24 protein-coding genes and 14 tRNA genes are annotated in these 22922 nt (G+C 43.3%); 26 read left to right on the top strand and 12 right to left on the bottom strand.

What is annotated here, in order from left to right; genetic code table 11:
* The first annotated feature begins 85 nt into the window (after nt 1-85).
* The 14 genes from ACYP5M_RS22550 (at nt 86) to ACYP5M_RS22615 (ending at nt 1424) form a co-directional block, all read left to right on the top strand.
* Nucleotides 86-162: transfer RNA gene (locus tag ACYP5M_RS22550), tRNA-Pro, on the top strand.
* A gap of 17 nt (nt 163-179) precedes the next feature.
* Nucleotides 180-255: transfer RNA gene (locus ACYP5M_RS22555), tRNA-Ala, on the top strand.
* Between the two features lie 28 nt (nt 256-283).
* Nucleotides 284-360, top strand: a tRNA-Met gene (locus tag ACYP5M_RS22560).
* A gap of 10 nt (nt 361-370) precedes the next feature.
* A tRNA-Ile gene (locus ACYP5M_RS22565) sits at nt 371-447 on the top strand.
* Between the two features lie 20 nt (nt 448-467).
* Nucleotides 468-560: transfer RNA gene (locus ACYP5M_RS22570), tRNA-Ser, on the top strand.
* Nucleotides 561-663: 103 nt separating this feature from the next.
* Nucleotides 664-737 (top strand) — tRNA-Met (locus ACYP5M_RS22575).
* 6 nt (nt 738-743) lie between these two features.
* Nucleotides 744-819: transfer RNA gene (locus ACYP5M_RS22580), tRNA-Asp, on the top strand.
* A gap of 23 nt (nt 820-842) precedes the next feature.
* A tRNA-Phe gene (locus ACYP5M_RS22585) sits at nt 843-918 on the top strand.
* Between the two features lie 16 nt (nt 919-934).
* Nucleotides 935-1010, top strand: a tRNA-His gene (locus tag ACYP5M_RS22590).
* Nucleotides 1011-1014: 4 nt separating this feature from the next.
* Nucleotides 1015-1088 (top strand) — tRNA-Gly (locus ACYP5M_RS22595).
* Between the two features lie 5 nt (nt 1089-1093).
* Nucleotides 1094-1170: transfer RNA gene (locus ACYP5M_RS22600), tRNA-Ile, on the top strand.
* A 12-nt stretch (nt 1171-1182) separates the two neighbouring features.
* Nucleotides 1183-1257, top strand: a tRNA-Asn gene (locus tag ACYP5M_RS22605).
* 1 nt (nt 1258) lies between these two features.
* Nucleotides 1259-1349, top strand: a tRNA-Ser gene (locus ACYP5M_RS22610).
* Between the two features lie 3 nt (nt 1350-1352).
* A tRNA-Glu gene (locus ACYP5M_RS22615) sits at nt 1353-1424 on the top strand.
* A gap of 41 nt (nt 1425-1465) precedes the next feature.
* On the opposite strand, the gene ACYP5M_RS22620 is transcribed toward ACYP5M_RS22615, so the two are convergent.
* Together ACYP5M_RS22620 and ACYP5M_RS22625 are read right to left on the bottom strand one after the other, a co-directional pair.
* The gene (locus ACYP5M_RS22620; RefSeq protein ID WP_459735547.1) at nt 1466-2215 is read right to left on the bottom strand and encodes a TraR/DksA C4-type zinc finger protein; all 750 of its coding nucleotides are present in this window, start codon (nt 2213-2215) and stop codon (nt 1466-1468) included.
* Nucleotides 2216-2361: 146 nt separating this feature from the next.
* The gene (locus ACYP5M_RS22625; RefSeq protein WP_230178518.1) at nt 2362-3282 is read right to left on the bottom strand and encodes a 1,4-dihydroxy-2-naphthoate polyprenyltransferase; all 921 of its coding nucleotides are present in this window, start codon (nt 3280-3282) and stop codon (nt 2362-2364) included.
* Between the two features lie 299 nt (nt 3283-3581).
* Here ACYP5M_RS22625 and ACYP5M_RS22630 point away from each other — a divergent pair, with 299 nt between their 5' ends.
* The 7 genes from ACYP5M_RS22630 (at nt 3582) to ACYP5M_RS22660 (ending at nt 11667) form a co-directional block, all read left to right on the top strand.
* The gene (locus tag ACYP5M_RS22630; RefSeq protein WP_459735548.1) at nt 3582-4991 is read left to right on the top strand and encodes an isochorismate synthase; all 1410 of its coding nucleotides are present in this window, start codon (nt 3582-3584) and stop codon (nt 4989-4991) included.
* A complete protein-coding gene (gene menD, locus ACYP5M_RS22635) occupies nt 4984-6735 on the top strand; it encodes a 2-succinyl-5-enolpyruvyl-6-hydroxy-3-cyclohexene-1-carboxylic-acid synthase (RefSeq protein ID WP_101225585.1) in 1752 nt (583 codons plus the stop codon). The genes ACYP5M_RS22630 and menD overlap by 8 nt, the downstream gene beginning before the upstream one ends.
* On the top strand, nt 6732-7553 hold the full coding sequence (menH, locus tag ACYP5M_RS22640; RefSeq protein WP_459735549.1) for a 2-succinyl-6-hydroxy-2,4-cyclohexadiene-1-carboxylate synthase: 822 nt from the start codon (nt 6732-6734) through the stop codon (nt 7551-7553). The genes menD and menH overlap by 4 nt, the downstream gene beginning before the upstream one ends.
* A 1-nt stretch (nt 7554) precedes the next feature.
* Nucleotides 7555-8373, top strand: coding sequence for a 1,4-dihydroxy-2-naphthoyl-CoA synthase (gene menB / locus ACYP5M_RS22645; protein WP_053347924.1), 819 nt, complete (start codon nt 7555-7557; stop codon nt 8371-8373).
* Nucleotides 8374-8459: 86 nt separating this feature from the next.
* A complete protein-coding gene (locus ACYP5M_RS22650) occupies nt 8460-9941 on the top strand; it encodes an o-succinylbenzoate--CoA ligase (RefSeq protein WP_452445109.1) in 1482 nt (493 codons plus the stop codon).
* On the top strand, nt 9938-11041 hold the full coding sequence (menC, locus tag ACYP5M_RS22655; RefSeq protein WP_434167978.1) for an o-succinylbenzoate synthase: 1104 nt from the start codon (nt 9938-9940) through the stop codon (nt 11039-11041). The genes ACYP5M_RS22650 and menC overlap by 4 nt, the downstream gene beginning before the upstream one ends.
* A 476-nt stretch (nt 11042-11517) precedes the next feature.
* Nucleotides 11518-11667 carry a hypothetical protein gene (locus ACYP5M_RS22660; protein ID WP_230178513.1) on the top strand — a complete coding sequence of 50 codons (150 nt, stop codon included), beginning with the start codon at nt 11518-11520 and terminating at the stop codon, nt 11665-11667.
* A gap of 48 nt (nt 11668-11715) precedes the next feature.
* Here ACYP5M_RS22660 and ACYP5M_RS22665 read toward each other — a convergent pair whose 3' ends face one another.
* Nucleotides 11716-12411, bottom strand: coding sequence for a response regulator (locus ACYP5M_RS22665; protein ID WP_459735550.1), 696 nt, complete (start codon nt 12409-12411; stop codon nt 11716-11718).
* A complete protein-coding gene (locus ACYP5M_RS22670; RefSeq protein WP_434167977.1) occupies nt 12404-14014 on the bottom strand; it encodes an ATP-binding protein in 1611 nt (536 codons plus the stop codon). The genes ACYP5M_RS22665 and ACYP5M_RS22670 overlap by 8 nt, the downstream gene beginning before the upstream one ends.
* A gap of 140 nt (nt 14015-14154) precedes the next feature.
* On the opposite strand from ACYP5M_RS22670, the gene ACYP5M_RS22675 reads away from it, so the two are divergent.
* Nucleotides 14155-15219 (top strand): DctP family TRAP transporter solute-binding subunit, encoded by a 1065-nt coding sequence (locus ACYP5M_RS22675; RefSeq protein ID WP_434167976.1) that lies wholly within the window; start codon nt 14155-14157, stop codon nt 15217-15219.
* 58 nt (nt 15220-15277) lie between these two features.
* On the opposite strand, the gene ACYP5M_RS22680 is transcribed toward ACYP5M_RS22675, so the two are convergent.
* The 3 genes from ACYP5M_RS22680 to yidD form a co-directional block, all read right to left on the bottom strand.
* The gene (locus tag ACYP5M_RS22680; protein ID WP_434167975.1) at nt 15278-15634 is read right to left on the bottom strand and encodes a hypothetical protein; all 357 of its coding nucleotides are present in this window, start codon (nt 15632-15634) and stop codon (nt 15278-15280) included.
* 206 nt (nt 15635-15840) lie between these two features.
* On the bottom strand, nt 15841-16791 hold the full coding sequence (locus tag ACYP5M_RS22685) for a metal ABC transporter solute-binding protein, Zn/Mn family (protein WP_434167974.1): 951 nt from the start codon (nt 16789-16791) through the stop codon (nt 15841-15843).
* Nucleotides 16792-16912: 121 nt separating this feature from the next.
* Nucleotides 16913-17152: a membrane protein insertion efficiency factor YidD gene (yidD, locus tag ACYP5M_RS22690; RefSeq protein WP_101225578.1), complete on the bottom strand. Its 240-nt coding sequence runs from the start codon at nt 17150-17152 to the stop codon at nt 16913-16915.
* Between the two features lie 191 nt (nt 17153-17343).
* Between yidD and ACYP5M_RS22695 the strand changes: the two genes are divergently transcribed.
* The gene (locus ACYP5M_RS22695; RefSeq protein ID WP_034310515.1) at nt 17344-17817 is read left to right on the top strand and encodes an S-ribosylhomocysteine lyase; all 474 of its coding nucleotides are present in this window, start codon (nt 17344-17346) and stop codon (nt 17815-17817) included.
* 36 nt (nt 17818-17853) lie between these two features.
* Here ACYP5M_RS22695 and ytzI read toward each other — a convergent pair whose 3' ends face one another.
* Entirely contained in the window at nt 17854-18009 is a 156-nt protein-coding gene (gene ytzI, locus ACYP5M_RS22700; protein ID WP_101225577.1) for a YtzI protein, read from the bottom strand.
* 124 nt (nt 18010-18133) lie between these two features.
* Here ytzI and ACYP5M_RS22705 point away from each other — a divergent pair, with 124 nt between their 5' ends.
* Nucleotides 18134-18574, top strand: coding sequence for a Dps family protein (locus tag ACYP5M_RS22705; protein ID WP_137023247.1), 441 nt, complete (start codon nt 18134-18136; stop codon nt 18572-18574).
* Nucleotides 18575-18670: 96 nt separating this feature from the next.
* On the opposite strand, the gene ACYP5M_RS22710 is transcribed toward ACYP5M_RS22705, so the two are convergent.
* The gene (locus ACYP5M_RS22710; protein WP_370020242.1) at nt 18671-18937 is read right to left on the bottom strand and encodes a DUF6154 family protein; all 267 of its coding nucleotides are present in this window, start codon (nt 18935-18937) and stop codon (nt 18671-18673) included.
* Nucleotides 18938-19166: 229 nt separating this feature from the next.
* Here ACYP5M_RS22710 and ACYP5M_RS22715 point away from each other — a divergent pair, with 229 nt between their 5' ends.
* Together ACYP5M_RS22715 and ytkD are read left to right on the top strand one after the other, a co-directional pair.
* On the top strand, nt 19167-19517 hold the full coding sequence (locus ACYP5M_RS22715) for a hydrolase (RefSeq protein WP_397315920.1): 351 nt from the start codon (nt 19167-19169) through the stop codon (nt 19515-19517).
* Nucleotides 19518-19622: 105 nt separating this feature from the next.
* Nucleotides 19623-20093: an RNA deprotection pyrophosphohydrolase gene (gene ytkD, locus ACYP5M_RS22720; RefSeq protein WP_434167973.1), complete on the top strand. Its 471-nt coding sequence runs from the start codon at nt 19623-19625 to the stop codon at nt 20091-20093.
* Nucleotides 20094-20290: 197 nt separating this feature from the next.
* Here the strand turns inward: ytkD and ACYP5M_RS22725 are convergent, their stop codons facing one another.
* From ACYP5M_RS22725 to ACYP5M_RS22735, 3 genes are read right to left on the bottom strand one after another with little or no spacing between them, the layout of a single operon-like run.
* Entirely contained in the window at nt 20291-21082 is a 792-nt protein-coding gene (locus ACYP5M_RS22725) for an ABC transporter permease (protein WP_230178500.1), read from the bottom strand.
* Nucleotides 21072-21842 carry an ABC transporter ATP-binding protein gene (locus ACYP5M_RS22730; RefSeq protein ID WP_459735551.1) on the bottom strand — a complete coding sequence of 257 codons (771 nt, stop codon included), beginning with the start codon at nt 21840-21842 and terminating at the stop codon, nt 21072-21074. Before ACYP5M_RS22730 ends, ACYP5M_RS22725 begins: the two co-directional genes overlap by 11 nt.
* A 27-nt stretch (nt 21843-21869) precedes the next feature.
* The gene (locus tag ACYP5M_RS22735; protein ID WP_459735552.1) at nt 21870-22871 is read right to left on the bottom strand and encodes an ABC transporter substrate-binding protein; all 1002 of its coding nucleotides are present in this window, start codon (nt 22869-22871) and stop codon (nt 21870-21872) included.
* Between the last annotated feature and the right edge of the window lie 51 nt (nt 22872-22922).

Raw genomic sequence — 22922 nt, forward strand, 5'->3', positions numbered from 1 at the left:
CGCCCGTAGCTCAATTGGATAGAGCATCTGACTACGAATCAGAAGGTTGTAGGTTCGACTCCCGCCGGGCGCACCATGTTTATTGCGGGAAGTAGCTCAGCTTGGTAGAGCACTTGGTTTGGGACCAAGGGGTCGCAGGTTCGAATCCTGTCTTCCCGACCACGTGATTTTTAATGAATGGGGCCTTAGCTCAGCTGGGAGAGCGCCTGCCTTGCACGCAGGAGGTCAGCGGTTCGATCCCGCTAGGCTCCACCATTTTTCAATCAGATACTTATATTATATTGGCGGTGTAGCTCAGCTGGCTAGAGCGTACGGTTCATACCCGTGAGGTCGGGGGTTCGATCCCCTCCGCCGCTACCAATAAATATAAGGACCTTTAGCTCAGCTGGTTAGAGCAGACGGCTCATAACCGTCCGGTCGTAGGTTCGAGTCCTACAAGGTCCACCATATTCATTTTTTAATGCCGTGGAGGTATACCCAAGTTCGGCTGAAGGGATCGGTCTTGAAAACCGACAGGGGAGTCAAATCCCGCGGGGGTTCGAATCCCTCTACCTCCTCCATTTTTTAAAAAAAGCAGCAAGTTGTTTTTAAACAACCTTACATAGAGGAAGCGAAAAAACGATATACACGAAAACTTGATGCAAATCGTTTCATTATTACCGTCGCGGGGTGGAGCAGTCCGGTAGCTCGTCGGGCTCATAACCCGAAGGTCGCAGGTTCAAATCCTGTCCCCGCAATTATTAGGTCCCGTGGTGTAGCGGTTAACATGCCTGCCTGTCACGCAGGAGATCGCGGGTTCGATTCCCGTCGGGACCGCCATTTTTTAAATTTAATACAAATGTGGCTCAGTAGCTCAGTCGGTAGAGCAAAGGACTGAAAATCCTTGTGTCGGCGGTTCGATTCCGTCCTGAGCCACCATATCTTTCATATTACGGCGGTTGTGGCGAAGTGGTTAACGCACCTGATTGTGGTTCAGGCATTCGTGGGTTCGATTCCCATCAGTCGCCCCATTTCGCGGGTGTAGTTTAGTGGTAAAACCTCAGCCTTCCAAGCTGATGATGAGGGTTCGATTCCCTTCACCCGCTCCAAATATGGGCCTATAGCTCAGCTGGTTAGAGCGCACGCCTGATAAGCGTGAGGTCGATGGTTCGAGTCCATTTAGGCCCACCATATTCATATTGTTCCGCAGTAGCTCAGTGGTAGAGCATTCGGCTGTTAACCGAACGGTCGTAGGTTCGAGTCCTACCTGCGGAGCCATGGGGAAGTACTCAAGAGGCTGAAGAGGCGCCCCTGCTAAGGGTGTAGGTCGCGCGAGCGGCGCGAGGGTTCAAATCCCTCCTTCTCCGCCATTTGGCCCGTTGGTCAAGCGGTTAAGACACCGCCCTTTCACGGCGGTAACACGGGTTCGAATCCCGTACGGGTCATAACAAAAAAGGAAGCATACATTCATGTATGCTTCTTTTTTTCATTTCTTTTCATTGATATAACTATCTTTTTGTTTATAAGGGATGTCCCCAAGCTGGGAATCGATATTTTCTTCTTCTAATGTATCTTCATATTCCTTTTGCTTTTTGTTCGGTATATCCACCCTATTTTTTCCTTCGATATCATTTGCTGCAAATCCTTCATAGTCTTCTGGAAATCCATCCGTTTCATCTTCGGTTTTATAAAGGTCATTATAATTGTCATGATCGCCGGTGTAATCAGATGGCGTTTCGGATGTACCGAATTTGGCGACTTCACCAAAGCTATCCTCTTTATCCACTATTTCATTTCCATGACGGTTTTCAAAATGATCACCCTTGGATGGAATCAATATATCCTCTTCCACTGGTCGCTCTTGTGTATTAGGACCTTCCGGGGCATGCTCGACACAGTAGAGGGTGCTTGGGATCGCTTCAAGCCTCTCGATGGGGATTTCCCTATTGCAGGTTTTACACTGGCCATACGAGCCTTCTTCCAATGCTTTTAATGCTTCCTCGATTTTCTCCATTTCTGATTGTGCATGCTCATCGAGTGCTTGATTCCGTTCCATCTCGAATAATTCGGTTCCTAGGTCAGCAGGATGATTATCATAAGATGATAATTCCCCTACGGATTCCGTCTGGCTTTTATCCAGAACGGATTGTTCATCATTTTGAATTCTACTACTTAACTCAATTTTTTCTTGAAGCAGTTCCTTTTTTAATTTTTGCGTTTGTTGTTTCGTTGCCATATCCGATTCACTCCTTCTAAAGTCCAAATCTCATTTTATATTGGTAAGATGGTTGTATTATCTATTACCCGAATTGGAGTATAGGAAAACAATATGCAACGGAAGATAGAAAAAAGGACTGAGCGGATGAGCTCAGTCCTCGGAGATTATATAAGATAGCTGATGAATAATCCAATGGCCATGAGTAAGCCAAAGAAGGTGTTCGTTTGGGCCGTGGCTTTCATTGCCGGGACCATCGTGATCGGCTGCGTTTTGCCTACGAAGCCTTTGATTGCGGCCATGGCCTTCGGTATGCTAAGGAAGGCAAGGAGAATCCACGCCGTTACGCTTCCGGTAAGGACTAGCCCAACAAGCCATAGATAAGAGAAGGCGAACATGATTGCCATGAATGTCAGGGCGTTTTTCCTGCCCATCACTACAGGCATCGTTTTGCGCCCATGAGCCTTATCTCCATCATGGTCACGTAGGTTATTGGATAAGTTGATCAGCCCAACCAAAATCCCACTTGGAATGGCAATTAAGATGGCTGTTGAAGAAACATCACCGGTTTGAATGAAAAAGGCGATCAAGATTATCAAAAAGCCCATGAACAATCCAGAAAAAAGTTCCCCGAATGGTGTATATGAAATGGGCAGGGGACCGCCTGTATAAAGATAGCCGACAAGCATGCAAACCAGTCCTACTGCAGCAAGCCACCAAGATGATGCGGCACAGATATAGATTCCAATTATCAAGGCTATGGCATACATGCATAGGGCCAAGCTCATGATTAGTTTGGGGGTCATCCCATGACGGACGATCCCGCCGCCGATGCCTACGGATTCCTCCGTATCCAAGCCTCTCTTGAAATCGTAGTATTCATTGAATAAATTGGTTGCAGCTTGAATCAGGATACTGGCAATCATCATGGCAGCGAAGAGTAACCAATTCACTCCATCTTCCAAAAGTGCAATCACAGTTCCAAGTAAGACTGGGACAAAAGCTGCGGTTAGTGTATGTGGACGTATTAACTCCCACCAAATCTTCCAGGTCCGTTTAAGGGGAAGTCCATCGTATTCTGTTTGCATTATTTCTCTCCTCAAAATCATTATTGGTTCTCTCGAAATTATAACAAATATTGAAATGTTGCACAAAAGGTTATCCTAATAAATGCAGGAAAAGTGGGTAAGGGCGATAACTGGAATTCCTGGATGATCCATTTCCAAAATCCAGGGTATTTCTCTACATTCGCTAAGATTCATATAATAAGGAAAAAAGCAGGAAAGAATCGTTCGGTAAAGGGGCGTTTTATTGACATGGGGTTCTAGTGAGGTGTATCTTTAAATAGGTTAAAAAGCTTTTAAAATGTACATTTGGGGGGATTTTTTTGGCTATCTCAGAGGAAACTGAACAGTTTCAGGGACTGGCTTCAGCTATACAAAAGGCGAAGGACTTGAATGATCAAGTTCTATTCAGTCATATTAAGAAGATTAAATGCAACAACCCCCTTTCATTTTATCAAGCTGGAAGAGAACGGTACGCGGGTGAACGCTTTTTCTGGGAGGACCCTGCAAAGGAAATAACCATCACCGGTTTAGGCAATGTTAAGAAACTCAAAGCGGCATCGAATGCCGAACGTTATAGAGAAGTCGAAAAGAGCTGGATCAAACTGCAGAATAATGCTGTCAAAACAGGGGTGACCGATGTAGAAGCGACAGGTCCTTTACTGTTTGGGGGCTTTTCTTTTGATTATGAAACTGACAGTACGCTCCTTTGGAATCAGTTCGGGGACAACCTTTTTTATATACCTGCCTTCATGCTGTCAATAGTGGGGAAACAAGCTTACTTAACGACAAACTTACTTTGTTCGCCTGATGATTCAGAAAAACTCTTCATAGATATGATAAATGAACGGGAAGCTTTCCTTTTCGAAAGCTTGGATGGCTATGGATTGGGAGCAAATTCCCTGGTTATGCAGAGGGAAGTCGAACCTGAGGAATGGAAGCGGACGGTCGCAGAGGCTGTTCAGGAAATCAAGACGACAGATCTCGACAAAATCGTTTTGGCAAGGGAGCTTCGACTTGGTTTTGAACGTTCCATCGATTCAGGGAAAGTGCTTGAACAATTGATTGCTGAGCAGCCATTGAGTTATATTTTCAGTTTGGAGGCTGGTGGTGACTGTTTTGTGGGTGCCACCCCTGAACGTTTGATTAAGAAACAGGGAAATGAAGTTTTTTCTACCTGTCTTGCTGGATCGATGGGACGAGGAAAAGATGAGCAGGAAGATGTTTGTCTTGGTGAAGAATTGCTTCATGACGAAAAGAATTTACAAGAACATCAATATGTCGTTTCGATGATATCCAATGCCTTTGATTCAGTATGCGAAAAGGTGGTGGTCCCGGCCCGACCGACACTTATGAAAAACCGTCATATCCAGCATTTGTACACACCGGTCCGGGGTATATCAAAGGAAGGTGTCACGATTTTTGAATTTGTCGAGAATCTCCACCCAACACCTGCTATGGGAGGACTTCCCAAAGAAAAGGCCGTTGTCCGAATTCGGGAAATGGAAGGTCTGGAACGTGGCTTTTATGCGGGTCCCTTAGGCTGGGTGGATACGTATGGAAACGGGGAATTCGCTGTTGGGATACGTTCTGCACTAATACAGAATAATGAGGCATCGCTCTTTGCCGGTTGCGGAGTAGTGGAAGATTCGACTCCCGAAAGTGAATACCGGGAAACGGGGATTAAATTCAATCCGATGTTAAGTGCTTTAGGAGGAAATCTTAATGAATGACCGAGATGCATTGACAGCTTATGCTGCTTCATTCGTCGATGAGCTGGCACAAAATAAGGTGAAGCATGTGGTGGTGAGCCCTGGTTCACGATCCACACCCCTGGCTTTGTTGCTGGTGGAACATCCTGATATTGAAATTCATATTAATGTGGATGAGCGTTCGGCTGCTTTTTTTGCCCTTGGTTTGGCTAAGGCCCTAAAAGAACCAGTCGGACTTCTTTGTACGTCAGGTACAGCCGCTGCAAACTATTACCCAGCCGTCATTGAGGCTTTCTATTCAAGAGTGCCGCTTATTGTACTTACCGCTGACCGCCCGCATGAATTGCGTGATGTCGGAGCCCCGCAGGCGATCGATCAGATACACCTTTACGGGAGACATGTAAAATGGTTTGTCGAAATGGCACTTCCTGAAAGCACGGATGGGATGATGCGGTATGCCAGAACGGTCGGTGCAAGGGCAGTGGCAACAGCTGCAGCTGAACCTGCAGGGCCTGTGCATTTGAATTTCCCACTTCGCGAACCATTGATTCCTGATTTGGAGCAAGCAAAGGAGTGCAGGCAAAATAAAATGACGCCTGCAGTGTTGATTGAAAGTGGAGAACTGTCACTGTCATCATCACAAATAGAAGCGGTTGCAACTACATTGTCACAAGCTAAGCAAGGTATGATTGTATGTGGCGAATTACCTCATCCAGAGATGAAGGAAGCCATCGTCGCATTAGCGGAAAAACTTGCTTTTCCGGTACTGGCTGATCCCCTTTCACAGTTAAGGAGCGGAAGTCATGACAAAGCCGTAATTATTGATTCTTATGATACGTTTCTACGCGATGAAACGGCAAAAGCGGCTTTCAGGCCGGAAGTGATCTTGCGATTCGGGGCAATGCCTGTTTCTAAACCGTTATTGTTATTCATGAAAAAACAAAAACAGGCAATCACTTTGGTCGTCGATGGCGGAGCAGGCTGGCGCGAACCAGCCGGATTGGCAACGAATATGATTTACAGCGAAGAGAAAGATTTTTGTTTGCGAATTGCTGAAAGCATTACTCCCTCTCCTGATGATGAATGGCTTCGGTTATGGCAAACCGTCAACGGAGCGACAAAGGAGGCCTTAGCCTCCGTCAGAGATGAAGCGGAGTTAAGCGAAGGCAAGCTTTTCGCCCTGCTTGCTGATATGATGCCGTTGGAATCGACGTTATTTGTCGGGAATAGTATGCCCATACGCGATTTGGATACTTTCTTTTTGAATAATGGAAAAGGAATCAAAACCATTGCAAATCGTGGGGCGAATGGTATCGATGGTGTCGTTTCCACTGCGCTTGGCGTAAGCACGGTATCAAAAAATACAGTGCTGGCAATCGGGGATTTAAGCTTTTTCCATGATATGAATGGCTTGCTTGCGGCAAAACTTCAAAAACAAAATATCACGATATTGCTGGTTAATAATGATGGTGGCGGCATTTTCTCCTTCTTGCCGCAGGCGAATGAGAGGGAACATTTCGAAACGCTATTCGGCACGCCTCATGGGCTTGATTTTTCCCATACTGCCGAGCTTTATGGCGGTAAATACAACAAGGTCCAAAATTGGGATGAGTTAGAGAATGTATTTACAGAGTCATTCGAAATCCAAGGACTCAAAATCATTGAAGTTCCGACAGAAAGAGAGTCCAATCTACAAAAGCATCGAAATTTGTGGAGCTTTGTTTCCCAGGAAATAAAAATGGTGTTAGACAAGGAAATATCATGAATATTGTCAGTAAGGATGTCAATTATGCTGTTGAAATAACGGGAAATGGAGATCCTCTTGTACTTTTACATGGATTTACAGGAAATCGGGATACATGGAAATTCCTCATTCCGCTACTGAGTGACAGGTATACGTTAATCATGGTCGATATCATCGGTCATGGTATGTCTGCGTCACCAGCCGATCATCGTAGGTATGAAATGGAGCGTGTCGCTGAGGATATTAAGTATATTTTGGATGTGTTGCATTTCCCGAAAGCCCATATCCTTGGTTACTCGATGGGCGGAAGGCTCGGGTTGGGTTTTGCCTGTTTGTTTCCTGAGTATGTTGATACATTGATATTGGAGAGCGCTTCACCGGGCCTTTTAACTGAAGGGGAACGTGAAATCCGTAGGAAAAATGATCTGAAGCTTGCCGAAAGGATTCTTGAAAATGGCATGGAAGCGTTTGTGAATCAATGGGAGAACATCCCTCTGTTTGAAAGTCAAAAACGGTTGTCGGCCAAAACCAGGTCAGCCATTCGGGAGCAGCGGTTGGCAAATGACCCTGCCGGCCTTTCCAATAGCCTTCTTGGTATGGGGACCGGCAATCAGGCTTCATACTGGGAACAACTGCAAACCCTTGATTTCCCGGTGCTCCTTATAACCGGTGAACTCGACCATAAGTTTTGTCGAATAGCGGACTCGATGAAAAAAAAGCTGAAGCGCGCCGAATGGAAAATAATAAATGATGCGGGACATGCGATTCATGTGGAAGTTGGAGAAAAGTTTGGTAAAATAATAAGTGAGTTTTTAAAGCGAAATAAAAGGAGGAATTAAGATGACGATTCAATGGGAAACGATACGTGAGTATGATGAGATTTTGTATGAAAAATATAACGGGATTGCGAAAGTGTCCATCAATCGACCACATGTACATAATGCATTTACACCAAAAACGACTGCTGAAATGATTGATGCATTCGCAAGGGCGCGTGATGATTCCAGCATCGGTGTCATTATTTTAACGGGTGTAGGCGGCAAAGCATTCTGTTCAGGCGGAGACCAAAAAGTACGTGGGAATGGCGGATATGTTGGTGAAGATAATATTCCACGTCTAAACGTTCTTGATTTACAACGCTTGATCCGCGTTATTCCAAAACCAGTTGTAGCCATGGTCGCAGGTTATGCAATTGGCGGCGGTAATGTTTTGAATGTGGTTTGTGACTTAACGATTGCTGCTGACAATGCAGTCTTCGGACAAACTGGACCGAATGTTGGAAGCTTTGATGCTGGTTATGGTTCTGGCTACCTTGCACGTATCGTCGGTCATAAAAAGGCACGTGAAATCTGGTACCTATGCCGTCAATACAATGCACAGGAAGCATTGGATATGGGATTGGTCAACACGGTCGTACCTTTAGACCAATTAGAAGCGGAAACGGTTAAATGGTGTGAGGAAATGCTTGAGAAGAGCCCAACGGCACTTCGTTTCTTGAAAGCGGCAATGAACGCTGATACTGATGGCCTTGCAGGTCTTCAACAATTGGCTGGTGACGCTACACTTTTATACTATACAACAGAAGAAGCAAAAGAAGGCCGCGATGCATTCAAAGAAAAACGCAATCCGGACTTTGGACAATTCCCTCGTTTCCCTTAATGAAACGCGTGAATCGATGAGACTGACAGCTTGGCGGAAAATCGCCGGGCTGTTTTCTATATCAAAATGGAAGAGGGTAAGCAGCAATGGCAGAAGAAAAGTTGCCGAACTGGCTGAAAAATCGGGCGCATCTTTCACCTGGGCGCCCGGCAATTGAGTTTGAAGGTCATACGTATAGCTTTCTTGAACTGCATACATTATCGGAGAAGATGGCTGGTAAGCTGGCAAGCATTGGTCTGGGCTCCGGTGATTCATGCGCGGTTTTGCTCCGTAACCATATTGATGGTGTTGTCGTTATCCATGCACTATTTTATCTCGGTGTGAAGATTGTGATGCTGAATAATAAGTTAACGGCAAAAGAGCTGTCTTGGCAGATCGAGGATAGTGGGACTGCCTATTTGGTTTCAGAAGGTGCCTTCTCCGACAAACTTTCTGATATTGGTGAGATTCTCCCGGAATTGAACCTTCATTTAATGGAGGAATTGCCGAATGAAGGCACGGCGGAAATACTTCAAGAGTTTTACCTTGAGGATACCGCTACGATCATGTATACATCAGGTACTACAGGAAATCCAAAGGGTGTGATCCAAACATTCGGTAACCATTGGTGGAGTGCAGTAGGGTCGGTTCTGAACCTTGGATTGCATGAGGAGGATTCTTGGTATTGTGCGGTTCCGATCTTTCATATTAGCGGTTTATCCATTCTGATGAAAAATGTGATTTATGGCATGAAAGTCGTTTTGGCGGAACGATTCGATGAACGGGAGGCGAACCGGAGCATTAAGGAAAATGGCGTGACGATCGTATCGGTCGTGACGGCGATGCTGAATAGGATGGTTCAGGATTTGAATGGAACAAGCTATCCAAAAACCTTTCGTTGTTTCCTGTTGGGCGGCGGCCCTGCACCCGTCCATTTACTTGAAGCCTGTAAGGAGAAAGGGATTCCCGTCTATCAATCATATGGGATGACCGAAACGTCTTCACAGATTGTGACGCTGGCACCGGAGTATAGCATGTCAAAAATCGGATCAGCTGGGAAGCCTTTGTTTCCTTCGCAGTTACGGATAGAGAAAGACGGCACTATGTGTGAACCGGGTGTAGTGGGTGAAATCGTGGTTTCAGGTCCGAATGTCACGAAAGGTTATTTTAATCGAATGGACGCTACACAGCAAGCGATTACCGATGGATGGCTTTATACCGGGGATCTTGGTTATCTTGATGAGGAAGGCTTTTTATATGTGCTTGACCGACGTTCGGATTTAATCATCTCCGGCGGTGAAAATGTCTATCCGGCCGAGATTGAAAACGTCCTCAGTATGCATCCTAATGTTTTCGAAGCGGGAGTGACGGGGACTGACGATGAAAAGTGGGGGCAGGTCCCGCTTGCTTTTGTCGTCTTGCATAAAGGAGCAGAGCTTGATGAGAGCGAACTGCTGGAATATTGCAGGGGATATTTAGCATCCTATAAGATTCCCAGGAACGTGATTTTTTGTAAGGAGCTTCCCCGTAATGGCGCAAGCAAGCTTCTGAGACGGGAACTGAAGAAGGAAATGGGGGAAGGGAAATGAAGTTATCCTCCATTTCCCTAAAGCTCATTAAGGCCCCTTTAAAACGGCCATTCAAGACGCATCTCGAAACGGTAAGCGATCGGGAAGTGATAATTGTAGAAGCCATGGATAAGGATGGGTTGATTGGATACGGTGAAGCTGTCCCTTTTACAAGTCCTTGGTATACCGAGGAAACGATCAAAACATGCTTTCATATATTGGATGGCTTCTTAATTCCGTTGACATTGGCCAATCAGATCAAGCATCCTGATGAGCTGCCGAACTTATGGAGCGGAATCCGGCGGAATGCGATGGCGAAGTCAGCTTTAGAGCAGGCAATCCTCGATTTATATGCGAAGCAGAAAGGAGTCTACCTCGGACGGCTGTTTGGCGGCGAACGAAGTGAAGTGGCCGCTGGTGTAGTCGTTGCATCCAATGATATTGAAGATGCGATGCGCCAGATCGAGGATTTTTCCGGATCTGGTTACCAGCGTTATAAAATAAAAATCAATCCTCAAAATGATCTGGAGTTTTTAGCGGAAATCCGTCGGGCCTATCCTCATATCCCGCTCATGGCAGATGCCAATTCAGCGTACACTCTTGATGACATCACACACCTTCAGAAGCTTGATGCGTTTAAGCTGATGATGATTGAACAGCCGCTGGGACATGACGACATTGTCGAACATTCATTTTTGCAGAAACAGCTGCAGACACCCATTTGCCTTGATGAAAGCATAAATTCATTTCATGATGCCAAAAGTGCGCTGACGCTCCAGAGCTGTGGAGTGATCAACATTAAGATGGCTAAAGTCGGCGGCTGGATGGAAGCTGTAAGAATCCATGATTTATGCCTGGGAAATGATGTGCCAGTTTGGTGCGGCGGTATGATTGAATTTGGCATTTCACGTGCACATAATATTGCACTTGCCACATTAAAAGGATTCACGATTCCCGGGGATATATCATCTTCATCCCGTTATTGGGATGAAGATATAATATATCCTGAAGTACTTGTCGAAAATGGCATGATCCAAGTTCCCGATAAAGCTGGAATCGGTTTTGCCATCAATGAAAAGCGGCTAAAGGAATTGACTACATATAGTAAGTTGTACAAGTGAAAACATCAAAGGAGGTGCATTGCCACCTCTTTTGACCAAATATTGATAATCCTTTAACTCCTCTCACTCCCCCTGTCTATATAACTCACCCAAATAAAATTTCCTTGGACGGAAACCCCACCCTTTTGGAAAATGATTTTAATAGGATACTAACAAATCAATTCATTGTTTTTCCTGTTAAAACTCTTACTAAATTGAAGAAATTTGCGACACTTCTGCCGGATAACTGGCTAGCCAAGATTACGCTGGATGCTTGATTCGATGAGGCTTGGCAGACAGTCGGCGGAAAGGGAACGAATGACTGAAATCAACCAGGAACTTTTTTTATTGTCCAGATTTTAGAAAAATCAGATAAACTGGCCGGATAGATCATAATTTTTTTGGAAAATGGGGCTTTGTCTATTTTTTCTTTACTGGATTATTTTGTATAATGAAATTAAAAGAATAGCAACCAAGGGTAAGGGAGGGGAGAGTGTATGAAGAAAAAACCGTACCTTATTGCGGAGATTCTTCTAAGAAGGGGCATGCCTGACTATGTCATAAAAGAAGTGACATCTTTGGAAGAGTGCGAGCTGTTTCTTTTGAAGAGAAAGTGGGGCCTATATGACCGGAAGACAGGTGCGTAAAGAATAAAAGTAAAAAGGGAACCATTTCAAGCCGGTCCCCATGCGTTTTTAAGGTTTTTGAAGCCGGTACCTATTGACTGGACGGCCTATGCTGCCATATTGTACGTCAAGCTGAAGGACTTCTTCGCCATGCAAGTATTCAAGATAGCGCCTAGCTGTAACTCTGGCGATTCCAATTCCATCAGCCACTTCTTCTGCAGATAGTGACCCAGGCTGGTTTTTTATGAACTTCGTCACTTGCTCAAGAGTCGCGCCATTCAATCCTTTCGGAACATCATATTTCGGACTCGCTTCAGAATGTGTCTTATTTTGAAAGAGGATTCGGTCGAGCTGATTTTGGGAAATTTGATGATCAGGTTCAACCTCCATCCGAAAAGCATAGTATTGTTCCAGCGTATGTTTTAGCCTATCGAATTTAAATGGCTTGATTAAATAGTCAAAAGCCCCGTTCTGTATCATTTTTCGAATCGTTTTCTGATCATTTGCCGCTGAAATGATGATGACATCCACATCCATTTGCTCTTTTCTAATTTGATAAAGTGTATCAACCCCGTTTAAAGATGGCATGAAGATGTCCAAAATGACAAGGTCGGGTTTAGACTGCCTGATTTTTTCCAGACCTTCAAGCCCATTTGAAGCTGTATCAACGACTTTAAAGGCAGGCAGGCGCTCGATGAACTGTTTGTTGACCTCTTGGACCATTGGGTCATCTTCAATTAAAAGTACACGAATTTCGTTAGTCATTTCGGTTCTCCTCTATATCATGCATCGGAAAAGAAAGAAAAAAGCTTGTTCCCTCATTAGGGCGTGTCGTGAATTTCATTTCGCCGTTCGCTTTTTTTACAATTTGGTCTATTAGATAAAGACCAATTCCTGATCCTTCTGCACCTTTTGTTGTAAAACCATACTCGAATATATCTTTATGAATGTCCTCGGGAATGCCGGGTCCATTATCCTCAAGCACGATTTGACAATGACGTTCATCCTGGTAGATGGATAGATAAACCTGTTTTATTTCCTCTGAACAATGCTTTAGCGCTGCGAATGAGTTTTCGATCAGGTTTCCGATTATCAAAACAAAATCGTGATGATCCAAACCAGCGGGGAAGCGGTCCAATTTTGTGTGTTTGTCCATGATGAGCTCGATCCCGAGTTCCCGTCCCAAGGAGATCTTACTTAATATCAGCCCCACTAAATTATCATCGTGAATGTGCTTCGTTAAAAACCTGGTCAATTCCTCTTGTTCTTCCGTGATTTGAAAAATGTAATGCAGCGCTTCGTCAAGATTACCTAGCTGGATCAACCCTGCTATCGTATGAAGTTTGTTCATATGTTCATGGTTTTGAACGCGCAGGGCTTCAACGAATGCTTTGACACTAGTCAACTCTTCAGCTAGCTTCGTCACATCGGTGCGATCCTGGAAAATGGCCACGGCACCAATCGTTTTATCCGCAATCTTTATCGGTACCCGGTTGCTTACAATATTCCTGTTTTGAACGGAGATTTCCTGATTGAAGATGGGAGATGTCCGATCGAGCACTTCCGGGAGACGGGTATCGTGTATGATATCATTGATATTCTTGCCTATGACCGCACCGTCGATCTTGAATATCTGCTTAGCCTTTTCATTGAAAATCGTGATGGCCTGATTATTATCTATGGCGATGACCCCTTCATGCATGGCATTGAAAGCGGCTGTCCTTTCAACCAACATCCTTGAAATTTCATGGGGTTCAAGTTGGAAGGTCTCTTTTTTTATCCTTTTTGCCATGAGCCATGAGCCGCAAACACCGAATAGAAGGGTAAGAACCAGGATAATCGCGATTTCGCCTTTCAGGTCCTTGATTAATTCCGGTATGGTAGGCAAGATATTCCCGACCAGCACGACGCCGATTTGTTCTCTATCTCCATCGAGGATCGGGACAAAGGCGCGGACGGTAATGCCAAGTTCGCCAGCAGCCTTTGAAAGGTATTCATGTTCAGCGAACGCAGCGCTTTCATCACTGCTGTTAGATGGGGTCCCCAATTGACTGAACACCGGGTGGGAATAGCGTATATGCTGATTGTTGAGTACAACTATATAATCCGCTTGATGGATTTTCCTTAAGTTTTCAATAATCGGATTAAGCTGCGTCCATCCTTCAGGCTCACGGACCAATTTCTGTACTTCAGGGAGTTCGGCAATGGTATGGGCTGTGATCATGGATCGTTTGCCGATTTCATCTTCCCTGACCGAAACGATATTTCCGAATATAAAAATCCCGCCTATTAGTATCGAAAAAGCGACGATTACGAATGATAGCAGGGTGATTTTAATTTGAATGGGCATATGAAAGGATTTATCCATTGGTTTTCCTCCATTACTTCTATACTTAATAGTAACAGAATTTCTATCACTTTTCGCTATTTTTCGCGCAGTGTATTACGACAGCAAAAAGCTGTGATAGAATAGTGATAATGTGAAGTGAGCGGTGAGGAGTTGTCGGTATGCGTGCATTATGGGGGTACTTCTTATTAATTGGCTTGGGGCTGTTGATAGCCGTGTATATATCATTTCAATCGTTCTTTACAAGCTTCGGGTTCAATTTGCCGAAGGATGAGGAGCAGGTCGGGATGAAGGATCAAATCGTGATTAAGTTCAGTCATGTCGTTGCCGAAAATACACCTAAAGGGCTAGCTGCGAACCGATTTGCCCAACTTGTCGATGAATATACAGACCATCGTGTCAAAATAGAAGTTTATCCTAATCAGTCATTATATAGTGATGAGGAAGAAATCGAAGCATTACAAGAAAACAAGGTGCAGATGATTGCACCGACTGCATCTAAAATTACGAGCATATCAAAGAAATGGATGCTATTGGACCTCCCTTACGTCTTTCCAACGGATGCGGCCTTGCAGGAAGCGTTGAATGGGGAAGTGGGGGAAGAGCTGCTTGAGCAGCTGAATATCATCGATATCGAAGGACTCGCATTTTGGTCGAATAACTATAAACAGATTACAAGCAGTAAACCGATACGGCATCCAAGTGATTTTGCAGGAAAGAATTTCAGAATCATGCCAAGTGCAGTCCTGGAAAGCCAATTCAAGCATTTTGGGGCGACAACTTCTGTCCTGGAGTTTAATGAAACGTTCAAAAGCCTTGAAATCAAAGAAACGGACAGCCAGGAAAATACGATTTCGAATATCTATTCCAAGAAATTATATGAGGTGCAAAAATATTTAACGATCAGTGATCATGGCTATTTAGGGTATGTAGTCATGATAAACGAGCAGTTTTGGAACAAACTCCCGTTGGATATTCAGCAGCAAATCCAACGGGCGATGGATGATACAACGAAATGGCTATGGATCAAATCAAATGAATTGAATCAGGAACAGCTAAGGGAAATCCAGCAAAAATCGAATATCGACATCTATACACTGTCAGATGAAGAAAAGAAAGAATGGATGGATGAGATGACCGTCATCTATCCGGAATTCGAATCCACGATTGGAACCGAATTGATGACGAAAATGGAAAAGATCCGTGAGAAGTATTTAAAGGAATAACTAACGTAAGGGAATCCCATTGAAGGGGTTCCCTTCTTTTTTATCGTTTCCGATAGAATTACTCATCTGGATTTTGTAAAAACTCAATCATCTCTTCATAATCATATGTTTTTAATACCAAACCATTTTCATCAAACACGATGAATGCGGGTTCTTTCTTTAATTCAAGTTTTGGATATTGCTCATTCAATGACTTGTAAGATGCTTCATTTGTAATTGGGCCCACATTGGTTATATTACTCTCTTCTAGTAAATCAAATGTAATTTCTTTCCCAACGGCTTGGAGCGAATACGTATGACCCTCACTTGGCAAAAGATTCGGATGAATTCTAGCGTAATCATCTTTTTCATCCGTGCAAGCAACTAGCATCGATAGGAGTAGAAACGTTAAACTTCCATTTATGATCTTTTTCATATTTTCTCCTCTCTAAGCTCGCATTAAAATATTCCATAAATTGTAATAATTATAGCTTATCATAGGTTGGTTAAGAACAGGAAGCTATCATGCTTTGCCAGGAACCGAAACTTCAACACAAATAAGCTGACAAAATGAAAAAGAACTGTTTAGAGTACCGAGGTACAAAAAAGAAGCGGATCCAAAGGGATCCGCTTCTTTCTCGTCTATTGCAAGGCAGTTTGCAGTGTCTTGATGTTTTTTTCCATTAAACTGAAGTAATCTTCGCCAGCTTCGATATCTTTATCCGTCAACACGGAAAGGTTATGGAGCTCGAGTGATTTCGCTCCCATTTCCTTTTGGATGATTTCGGTAAGTTTAGAACTGATATTCTGCTCAAAGATGACGTAGTTCAAGTCTTCTTCTTCAGCCATGGTTACGATTTTCCCCAGTTCCTTTTGAGAAGGTTCGTTTGAAGTCGTTAGTCCTGTGACGCCAATTTGTTCCAACCCGTAGCGCTCCTCCCAATAACCATATGCAGAATGGGAAACGATGATCTTATTGGTACGGCCCGACTCGATCGTCGTCGCGAATTTTTCATCAAGTGCCTCAAGCTTTTCGGAAAGCTCATTGAAATGGCTGTTGAAATATTCTTCCTGTTCCGGCATTTTTTTCGTTAATTCGTCCTTGATGGTTTTAGCCATGTCAATGGAATAGACGGGATCTAACCACAAATGAGGATTAACGCCCCCGTGGTCATGGCCGTCTTCTTCATGAGCATGTTCCTCTTCATGTTCATGCTCCTCTTCATCAAGATGAACCGTTTCGCCTACCGCAATTGTGCTGACGCCTTCTTTGCTTAGAATTGGTTCAGCCTTGGTTACAAAGCCTTCAAGATTATAGCCAATATAGAAAAACAGGTCTGATTCAGCCATCTTTACAATATCTTTTTGAGAGGGTTCGAATGAGTGTTCATCCGTTCCTGGAGGATAAACCGTCTCGACATTCACGTATTCCCCGCCAATGGCCTCAGTGAAGTATTGTAAAGGGTAAACCGTCGTATATATATCCAAGGCATCCTTGTTTTCCTCTTTACTCGATTCTCCCTTTGAGTTGCCGCAGGCTGAAAGAAATACCGCAGTAACAAGGAAAAGCGAGAGCAATGCTCGAATTTTCATATGAAATGCTCCTTTATAATTCGTATTGATTACGATTTGAATTTTATGTGGTAAAAACGAAATGATTACGATTTGACTTCTGTATGATACAAAAGATTGCAAAAGAAAGCAAGGGTTTTTTCTATTGGTCCTCACTTTTTTCTTTTTTTTCGGGAACAAGGTCAATGCCGCCTGGATGAAACGGATGACATTTAAGAATCCGGATGAGTGATAACCAGCTTCCTTTTATAGGTCCGAAACGATTGATCGCTTCCAAACCATAATGGGAACAAGTTGGATAAAAACGACAGGTGGGCGGTTTTAATGGAGAAAGAGCAACTTGGTAAAAACGGATGATTCCCATTAATATTTTTTTCAACACGATGCTTTCATCTCTTTTCGAGTAAATTGACTACCCTCAATTATAGCATATTTTCTAAATTTCCAATAAGGGTAAAAAAGGAATAAGCATATTGGTAATCCGATTGATATAATGAGAATTAATTTTAAAGGATGAAATATATTGTTATTCAAGGTAAAATAGAGATGACATACAATTAAGGAGTGAATTAAATGCCTTCAGTTGAAAGCTTTGAATTAGATCATAACGCTGTTAAAGCCCCATATGTTAGACATTGCGGTGTCCATAAGGTAGGAACAGACGGTGTTGTTAATAAATTTGATATCCGTTTTTGTCAGCCAAATAAACAAGCGATGAAGCCGGATACGATCCATACTCTGGAACACTTGCTTGCATTCAATATCCGTAAGCATTCCGAGCGCTTCGATCACTTTGATATCATCGACATTTCGCCAATGGGATGTCAAACAGGATATTACCTTGTGGTCAGCGGCGAGCCGACAGTGACGGAAATCATCGATGTTCTTGAAGATACTTTCAAGGATGCTGTTACAATTACTGAAATTCCTGCTGCAAACGAAAAACAATGCGGCCAAGCAAAATTGCATGATCTTGAAGGAGCTAAGAAATTAATGAATTTCTGGCTTGCACAAGATAAAGAAGATCTTCATAAAGTTTTCGGTTAATAAAAAAGTTCCTGTCCTTTGTGACAGGAACTTTTTTCATTTTTCGGGTTCTTCTTTTTTTCCCTCATCCTCTGGCAAAGGTTCGACCGGATCCACTGTATGCTTGTAGCTATAACCTTTTCCGATTGTTAAGACCGATAATGCCAATACAATCAGAATCACAATAATGGAGATAACTAAAACCGTAATCATACTTTACAGCTCCTAACGTTCACAATTTAGATTCATTTTAGCATAAGAACCGAGTTAGATAATGTTTCAATTTTAGAATAGAGGGAATTATAAAGGTATAACCAACTTACGGAGGTAGATATTTATGGCTCAGAAAAAATTAGGAACTTTAGTGAATAAGGAAATTGCAAACTTCAGTGTTCTTTATACGAAAATTCATAATTACCACTGGTTCGTGAATGGACCGCACTTCTTTGAACTTCACCAAAAACTGGAAGAATTATACAAAGAAGTGACATCCAACTATGACGAATTGGCCGAAAGACTATTGGCCATTGGTGAAAAGCCGGTTGCTACCCTTAAAGAGTACATGGAATTAACGACGATCGAAGAAGCGACAGGAAATGAAAATACAGAAGATATGGTTCAAAGCGTCATCAGTGATTTTGAGAAGCTCTCCGAAGAGTTCTTGGAAATCATCGAAGTTGCCGAACAAGAAGATCCGGTTACGGCTGATATGCTGACAGGCATGAAGAAAAGCTTAAACAAACATGCTTGGATGCTGCGTGCGTATTTAGGACAATAAGATTTAGGAAAAGCCCTGCTTCGGTAGGGCTTTTTTTTTGGTTAAAACAATAAAAAAGGCATCCATCAAAAGAGGGACACCTGACATGGTATGTATTTAATGAATATTCCTAGGCGGAAAATGTGTAGGTTTCGTGTCGCTCATACTATTTTGAGCGAACTTCCCTTTTAACGTTTCAATAATGTAAAGGCCCATCAAATTGGTCAGTTCTTGATCATCCATCTCTTGAAGCAATTCGAAAATTTCCTTGCGGTCAAGCTGTTCCAGAACCGCAAAAGTAAGCATATCAATATCTTCTTCATCACCAGTCATCTTATCACGGTACATATTGTATAATTCTTCAATTAACTTCAAAACTTTCACCTCACATTTATTAGAAATCCGTTATCTCTTTATATGTAGGTTATCAAAAAAAACTCTGGGTGCATATAAAAATCTTAAGGGATGCTTGGGCTTATTATATGTTTTACCCTTTGAAAGATACTTTAATCTATTATTTAACATCTTTGTTCTTCTGTAAACAAAATTTTCCATTGTATGAAGTGGGGAAATACGTGAAAAATAAGCGTAGTAGGATATATGGAAAGGGTGGATGGATGTGTCTGAAAACAGGAAAAAATATTACATTTGGCTTCCAAATGGGCAGATAACACAAGATAAGGAAAGTTCTCCATGGAATTTCGAGATCGAGGCGACAGATAATGAAATCATAAAATTACGTGAATTATTTGATTATAACTATTCAGTAGGGGAAGAAAATTTTTACCGGGCACATGTCCCATACCTTCAATATCATTTTGACCGTGAAAATGATAAACAGGATATAACACTCCAAAAAATTTATGAGATGATTTATGCCCTGGGTACTGAAGAAGGAAGAAGGCATATAGAAAGCATGGGGATTTTACAGGCAAAACCAACAGACGATGGCCTCGAATATTGAGGGGCCATCGTTTTTTGATGGGTTCTTGCTGGATAGTAGTTTTTTTTACCCATATAATGAATGAAGGGGCATAGCATTATTTCTTATACGGAGAGAAGGGGAAAAATGAAACGTTTTCTTGATAAGAACGGATATAAAGTCGAATTCTCCGAGAATCCTGTCTTTGGAGAATCTTGGCATGTTTTTGTACTCAGCAGATATAAGGGCAGGTGGGTATTGACCAAACACAGAGAACGGGGATTGGAGTTCCCTGGAGGTAAACGGGAAGCAGGGGAATCGATTGAAGAAACAGCCATACGTGAAGTGTATGAAGAAACAGGAGGCTTGGTGGGCCAGCTGCAATTTTTGGGACAATATAAGGTACATCATCCAGTCAAGCCATTTGTTAAATCGATATACTTTGCTGCATTGCGTGGGTTAGAAAAGAAACAAAATTACCTCGAAACGGACGGCCCGGTCTTTTTGGAAGCATTGCCGGATGTACTCGGTGAGGAGTTTAGCTTCATCATGAAAGATGAAATTGTACCGTTGAGCCTATCAAGATTGGGTGAAGGCAATTTGCTGAGAAACGATTGAATCGCCGGAATTCACGAGTAAAACGCCGAAATTCAAGAGTAAAAGCCTTATTCACGAGTAAATCGCGGAAACATACGAGTAAATGACCGAAACTCACGAGTAAAGCCTTATCACGAGTAAAACATCCGAAACTCAACTAAATTCATTTTTCACCTCAAGCATGAATGAAAAACTGCCGAGGTTTATCGGCAGTTTGGTTAGTCTTTGATTAATTTTCTCTCGAGCAGTTCTACTAGTTGATACATGATTGTGGCAAATACGGCAATGATCATTAAGGAAAGCATTACGAGGGTGAAGTTGAAGACTTGAAAGCCATAAATGATTAGGTAGCCGAGTCCTTTGGCTGAAACAAGGAATTCCCCTACGATGACGCCGACCCAGGAGAGGCCGACATTCACTTTCAATGTTGAGATGATCGTTGGGAAGGAGGCGGGTAATATGGCTTCCCGAAAAGCTTGTGTTCTTGTGGCGCCAAAAGTTTGGAGCACCTTCAGGTAGTTCGGGTCCACTTCGCGAAATGCGGTGTAGACGACGATGGTGGTGATGATGATGGAGATGATCGCCCCCATCGAGATGATGGATGGAAAGCCAGGGCCGAATGCTACGATGATGATGGGGCCGAGTGCCACTTTCGGCATGGCATTTAAAATGACGAGATAGGGGTCAAGAGTTTTGGATAATCTTGGCGACCACCATAGCAGGGATGCCAGGATCGTTCCAAGCAGTGTCCCTATGATAAAGCCGAGAACTGTCTCGAATAGGGTCACTCCGGAATGGGATAGAAGTGTTCCATCACCCAATTTCTGTATGAAAAGATGCCACACTTTAGTTGGGGAGCTGAAGATGAGCGGGTCGATCACTTCCATTCTGGATAAAAGTTCCCAACTGCTGAAAAAAACGATGAAAATCAGGATCTGATAAAAGCGAATGAGCCTGTTTTCTTTTTTTAATGAGGTTTTATATTGGTTATGAAGCTGTTCAATATTCAAGGCTCTCAAGCTCCTTCCAGATCGTTTGGAATAGCGTCGGATACTGTGGATGGTTGCGTGCATGGAAAGGTGAGAGTTCCCGCAGTTCATCGGGCACCTTGAAGGTTTTGTGCACGCTTCCCGGGTTCGCGGAAAACAGATAGATGCGGTCACTCATTGCAATGGCTTCACCGATATCATGGGTGACGAGCACAGCTGTCTTTCCGAAGGATTTAAGAGTTTCAAAAACAAGGTCTTCCAGCTTCAACTTGGTTTGGTAATCAAGAGCCGAAAACGGTTCATCAAGCAAAAGGATTTTTGGGTCGACCGCAAGTGTCCGTGCCAGTGCAGCCCTTTGCCTCATTCCTCCCGATAGTTCGCGCGGATATAATTTTCCGGTGCCTCCCAATCCAACGTCACTTAAAAGTTTAAGCGTTTTTATTCTCTCAAGTCCTTCATCTTTTTTAATCAGTTTCAATCCTAATAATATATTTTCTTCTATCGTCTTCCATGGAAATAGATAATCCTGCTGCAGCATATAGCCGATTGAAAGGTCGCTGTTGGCTTTCAGCGGTTTGTTTTCGAGCAGGATCTTTCCTGAAGTGGGCGGAAAGAGCCCGGCGATGATGGAAAGCAGGGTGGTTTTTCCGCAGCCGCTCGGACCTAGAAAAGAGACGAATTCACCTTTTTCAATGTCGAGGGAAATGTCCGCAAGTGCGGTCGCTGCCGTCTGATTTGAAAAATAAGTATGGTGAATGTCTTGGATTTTTAAAAAGCTCATCGGACATCCTCCTTACCTTTTGCTATGTTATTTAGTGACTTCTTCAGCAAAGTCGGTATTGACCAGCTCTTCATGGCTTATACGTGATGGAAGCTCGCCTGCTTCATCCATGATGTTTTGCAGATTGTTCCATTCTTCTTCATCAAGAATGGGATCGGTGGCAAAGGATCCTTGTTCTTTGTAGCGGTTGATAACTGTTTCCATCGTCTCGGGATTGGTATCTTCAAAATACGGCTGAATGACTTCGGCAATTTCGGCAGCATCGTTTTCCTGAACCCAATCTTGTGCTTTCTTCAACGCCCGCGTGAATTTTTCGACAGTCTCTTTGTCTTCTTTCAAATAGCTTTCCTTAGCCATATAAACTGTATAGGGAAGATGCCCGGACTCGGTACCGAAAGAAGCGACGATATAGCCTTTTCCTTCTTTTTCAAACACACTGGCCGTTGGTTCGAACAGTTGAACGAAATCGCCGGTCCCGGAAGCGAAAGCAGTTGCGACATTCGCAAAATCAATATTCTGGATGAGGTTCAAATCTTTTTTCGGGTCTATGTTATGTTTTTTCAATACGAACTCGCCGGCCATTTGCGGCATCCCGCCTTTGCGCTGGCCGAGGAATGTAGAGTTTTTCAGCATATCCCAATTGAAGTTGTCAATTTTTTCACGTGAAACAAGAAACGTTCCATCCGTCTGTGTTAATTGAGCGAAGTTGATGACGGGGTCGTTCGAGCCTTGTGCCTGAACGTAAATCGATGTTTCGGAGCCAACGAGAGCAATATCCGCCCCATCGGACAGAAGCGTGGTCATCGTCTTGTCGCCGCCTGCCGTCGTTTTCAAATCAATGCTGAGGCCCTCATCTTTAAAAAAACCTTTTTCAATCGCTACATATTGCGGTGTATAGAAAAGGGAGCGGGTTACTTCGGCAACCCTGACCTTCGTTGTTTCCTGTTCTTTGTTGCCGCATGCGCCAAGAGGGATCACCAGCACGCACAGAAGTAAAAATACGACACCTGCTTTACACCATTTTTTCAAAATTCCTTCCTCCTTGATATATAGGTATTTTGCCTACATTATCGTATGAAC

The organism is Peribacillus sp. N1, assembly GCF_054600815.1.

Bases quoted from the DNA above. Each gene is read 5' to 3' on its own strand.
- menC (WP_434167978.1), top strand. From the start codon at position 9,938: ATGAAGTTATCCTCCATTTCCCTAAAGCTCATTAAGGCCCCTTTAAAA.
- menD (WP_101225585.1), top strand. From the start codon at position 4,984: ATGAATGACCGAGATGCATTGACAGCTTATGCTGCTTCATTCGTCGAT.
- ytkD (WP_434167973.1), top strand. From the start codon at position 19,623: ATGAAACGTTTTCTTGATAAGAACGGATATAAAGTCGAATTCTCCGAG.
- ACYP5M_RS22675 (WP_434167976.1), top strand. From the start codon at position 14,155: ATGCGTGCATTATGGGGGTACTTCTTATTAATTGGCTTGGGGCTGTTG.
- ACYP5M_RS22695 (WP_034310515.1), top strand. From the start codon at position 17,344: ATGCCTTCAGTTGAAAGCTTTGAATTAGATCATAACGCTGTTAAAGCC.
- ACYP5M_RS22650 (WP_452445109.1), top strand. From the start codon at position 8,460: ATGGCAGAAGAAAAGTTGCCGAACTGGCTGAAAAATCGGGCGCATCTT.
- ACYP5M_RS22715 (WP_397315920.1), top strand. From the start codon at position 19,167: ATGGATGTGTCTGAAAACAGGAAAAAATATTACATTTGGCTTCCAAAT.
- ACYP5M_RS22665 (WP_459735550.1), bottom strand. From the start codon at position 12,411: ATGACTAACGAAATTCGTGTACTTTTAATTGAAGATGACCCAATGGTC.
- menB (WP_053347924.1), top strand. From the start codon at position 7,555: ATGACGATTCAATGGGAAACGATACGTGAGTATGATGAGATTTTGTAT.
- ACYP5M_RS22620 (WP_459735547.1), bottom strand. From the start codon at position 2,215: ATGGCAACGAAACAACAAACGCAAAAATTAAAAAAGGAACTGCTTCAA.
- ACYP5M_RS22680 (WP_434167975.1), bottom strand. From the start codon at position 15,634: ATGAAAAAGATCATAAATGGAAGTTTAACGTTTCTACTCCTATCGATG.
- ACYP5M_RS22670 (WP_434167977.1), bottom strand. From the start codon at position 14,014: ATGGATAAATCCTTTCATATGCCCATTCAAATTAAAATCACCCTGCTA.
- ACYP5M_RS22685 (WP_434167974.1), bottom strand. From the start codon at position 16,791: ATGAAAATTCGAGCATTGCTCTCGCTTTTCCTTGTTACTGCGGTATTT.
- menH (WP_459735549.1), top strand. From the start codon at position 6,732: ATGAATATTGTCAGTAAGGATGTCAATTATGCTGTTGAAATAACGGGA.
- ACYP5M_RS22705 (WP_137023247.1), top strand. From the start codon at position 18,134: ATGGCTCAGAAAAAATTAGGAACTTTAGTGAATAAGGAAATTGCAAAC.
- ytzI (WP_101225577.1), bottom strand. From the start codon at position 18,009: ATGATTACGGTTTTAGTTATCTCCATTATTGTGATTCTGATTGTATTG.
- ACYP5M_RS22660 (WP_230178513.1), top strand. From the start codon at position 11,518: ATGAAGAAAAAACCGTACCTTATTGCGGAGATTCTTCTAAGAAGGGGC.
- ACYP5M_RS22625 (WP_230178518.1), bottom strand. From the start codon at position 3,282: ATGCAAACAGAATACGATGGACTTCCCCTTAAACGGACCTGGAAGATT.
- ACYP5M_RS22730 (WP_459735551.1), bottom strand. From the start codon at position 21,842: ATGAGCTTTTTAAAAATCCAAGACATTCACCATACTTATTTTTCAAAT.